Origin of the sequence: Pseudomonas edaphica, from assembly GCF_005863185.1 — a bacterium.
Lineage (GTDB): Bacteria > Pseudomonadota > Gammaproteobacteria > Pseudomonadales > Pseudomonadaceae > Aquipseudomonas > Aquipseudomonas edaphica.
The window spans coordinates 1-2,410 of record NZ_VBVZ01000801.1 but is presented as its reverse complement, the minus strand read 5'-3'; the positions used below and the strand labels follow the sequence as shown (position 1 = coordinate 2,410).

At 59.3% G+C, this 2,410-nt stretch carries 4 protein-coding genes and 1 pseudogene; all 5 read left to right on the top strand.

What is annotated here, in order from left to right; all coding sequences use genetic code 11:
- A pseudogene (locus FEM54_RS34465) lies at window positions 1-195 on the top strand (antibiotic biosynthesis monooxygenase family protein); the annotation flags it as partial.
- A 63-nt stretch (window positions 196-258) separates the two neighbouring features.
- Window positions 259-495, top strand: coding sequence for a hypothetical protein (locus tag FEM54_RS30630; protein ID WP_017138931.1), 237 nt, complete (start codon window positions 259-261; stop codon window positions 493-495).
- Between the two features lie 243 nt (window positions 496-738).
- Window positions 739-1,359, top strand: a complete 621-nt coding sequence (locus tag FEM54_RS30625) for a LysE family translocator (RefSeq protein ID WP_138454070.1) — start codon at window positions 739-741, stop codon at window positions 1,357-1,359.
- A 39-nt stretch (window positions 1,360-1,398) separates the two neighbouring features.
- Window positions 1,399-1,800, top strand: a complete 402-nt coding sequence (locus FEM54_RS30620) for an ester cyclase (RefSeq protein WP_138454069.1) — start codon at window positions 1,399-1,401, stop codon at window positions 1,798-1,800.
- Window positions 1,801-1,847: 47 nt separating this feature from the next.
- On the top strand, window positions 1,848-2,327 hold the full coding sequence (locus FEM54_RS30615) for a VOC family protein (protein ID WP_017138934.1): 480 nt from the start codon (window positions 1,848-1,850) through the stop codon (window positions 2,325-2,327).
- Window positions 2,328-2,410: the final 83 nt, after the last annotated feature.

The window sequence follows — 2,410 nt, the reverse complement described above, 5'->3', positions numbered from 1 at the left end:
CAAGAGGTGTGCAACTTGAGAGTGCGCTGGGAGACCTTGGAGGATCACACGCCGGGGTTTGAGGCGAGTGAAGATCATCGTGTGTTTATGTCGGGGTTGGAGGCGTACTTCTCTGCAGAACCGGCGGTTTACCATGTGGAGGCGTTTGCCGATGGAACTTCTCTAAACAACGATGTCAATTTGACGGCTCGCTAGCGCAGCAAAAGCAGCATGGATCAGTCAGCGTCAGGCTACTTCCTGACACCCATGGAGAGAATAATGAGAGTCATCATTGCAATATTGTTGATGCTCAGTGGCTACGCTTACGCCGGGTGCGGCAATATCAGTGACGGCAACCTTCGAGCCACGTGCCAGGCAGAAATGAACGGGCAAAGCTGCGGCAACATCAGCGACAGCGATCAACGCGCTTATTGCAATGCCAAGAGCAACGGCCAAAGCTGCGGCAACATTCAAGACAGCAATTTACGTAACGAGTGTGAAGCCGCGAAGCGCTGAGCCGCCCGCGAGATGGGACCAGCCTTCGCGCTGGCCCCGTCCATCTTTTATCTTTGTGCACGCCTCTGGCCGGCGCGGTGAACCCAACACTTTTAAAGTGAAAGCACGCGTACTTAGGGATCATTGCGTCGCATCAAAACACTCATGGTATTTCACCGCGCCTGGTGCGGTTTTTGCGGATTGTCCAACCCCCTCAAGACCCTTTATCCTCCTCGCTCCCGCTCGACCCACTCCGGAGCCGCCATGGACCTCGCCACGCTCGCCCTCTTCCTCCCCGCCTGCTTCGCCCTGAACATGGCGCCTGGCCCCAATAACCTGCTGTCCGTAAGCAACTCCACGCGCTATGGCTATCGCACTTCTTGCCTTGCGGGTATTGGCCGTTTGCTGGCCTTTGCCGGCATGATCGCCCTCGCCTCTGCCGGCTTGGCGGTGGTGCTGCAGACTTCGGAGCTGTTGTTCTACGGGATCAAGATTCTCGGTGCGGCGTATCTGTTTTATCTGGCATTTCAGCTGTGGCGGGCTAACCCGCAGAAAGAAGCTGAATCAGCCCCGGACAAGGTGGGATTGTGGGCGTTGGCACGTCAGGAGTTTCTGGTGGCGGCTGGCAACCCGAAAGCCATCCTGATCTTCACCGCGTTCCTCCCGCAATTCGTAGTGCCAGGCCAACCGATCACCCCCCAATTCGCGCTGCTGGGTGCGATGTTCCTGGGCCTGGAATGGATAGCGATCAGCGCCTACGCCTACATGGGCACGCACATGCGCCGCTGGTTTGCCGAACCCAGCGGCAAGCGCTTATTCAATCGCTGCTGCGCCGGGCTGTTATCGGCGGCGGCGGCGGTGTTGTTGATGGCGCGCAGGGCGTGAGGACAAGCCTGCGCACTCAACGAACAGGGAAAACGCGACATGACCCGAATCGAACTCGCCGACTTTTACCAAGGCTACATCGACTGCCTCAACCGCCAGGACTGGGAGCACCTGGGCCACTTCGTCCACCCGCAGGTGACCTACAACGCCACCACCGTCGGCCTGGCAGGCTACCGCGCGATGCTGGAACGCGACTTTCGTGAGATCCCGGACCTGGTGTTTCGCATCCAACTGCTGGTAGCCGACCCGCCTACCATCGCCAGCCGGTTGAATTTCAACGTCAGCCCCAGAGGCGAGTTCTTCGGGCTGCCGATCAACGGCAGGACCGTGGCCTTCGATGAAAACGTATTCTACGAGTGCTGCGACGGGAAAATTGCGCAGGTCTGGTCGGTCATCGACAAAGCCGCGATAGCCCAACAGCTGACACCCGATAAACCTTGATCGACCGTCTAGACTCTCTACACCCAACCACCCCGTGGAGACCCAAGATGAACAAAAACACCCTCTGCCTCTGGTACAACGGTACCGCCCTGGAGGCGGCCACTTTCTACGCCCGGACGTTCCCGAACAGCGCTGTTACGGCCGTGCATCACGCCCCTGGCGACTTTCCGGCGGGCAAGCAAGGCGATGTATTAACCGTCGACTTCAGCGTGCTGGGCATTCCCTGCCTGGGCCTGAATGGTGGCCCGGCGTTCCCGCACAGCGAGGCGTTTTCGTTTCAGGTGGCGACGGACGACCAGGCCGAAACCGACCGCTATTGGAATGCCATTATCGACAACGGCGGCCAGGCCAGCGCCTGCGGCTGGTGCAAGGACAAGTGGGGCGTGTCCTGGCAGATCACCCCGCGCGTCTTGTCTGCGGCGGTGACGCATGCCGACCCGGCCATCGCCAAGCGTGCGTTCGATGCGATGATGACCATGACCAAGATCGATGTGGCCGCCATCGAAGCTGCGATAGCTGGGCGTTGAACGCTATACAGACCAGTGTGGGAGCGGGCTTGCTCGCGAAAGCGGTGGGTCAGTCAATATCTGCCTGTCTGAAAGATTGCATT

Bases quoted from the DNA above. Each gene is read 5' to 3' on its own strand.
- FEM54_RS30615 (WP_017138934.1), top strand. From the start codon at position 1,848: ATGAACAAAAACACCCTCTGCCTCTGGTACAACGGTACCGCCCTGGAG.
- FEM54_RS30620 (WP_138454069.1), top strand. From the start codon at position 1,399: ATGACCCGAATCGAACTCGCCGACTTTTACCAAGGCTACATCGACTGC.
- FEM54_RS30625 (WP_138454070.1), top strand. From the start codon at position 739: ATGGACCTCGCCACGCTCGCCCTCTTCCTCCCCGCCTGCTTCGCCCTG.
- FEM54_RS30630 (WP_017138931.1), top strand. From the start codon at position 259: ATGAGAGTCATCATTGCAATATTGTTGATGCTCAGTGGCTACGCTTAC.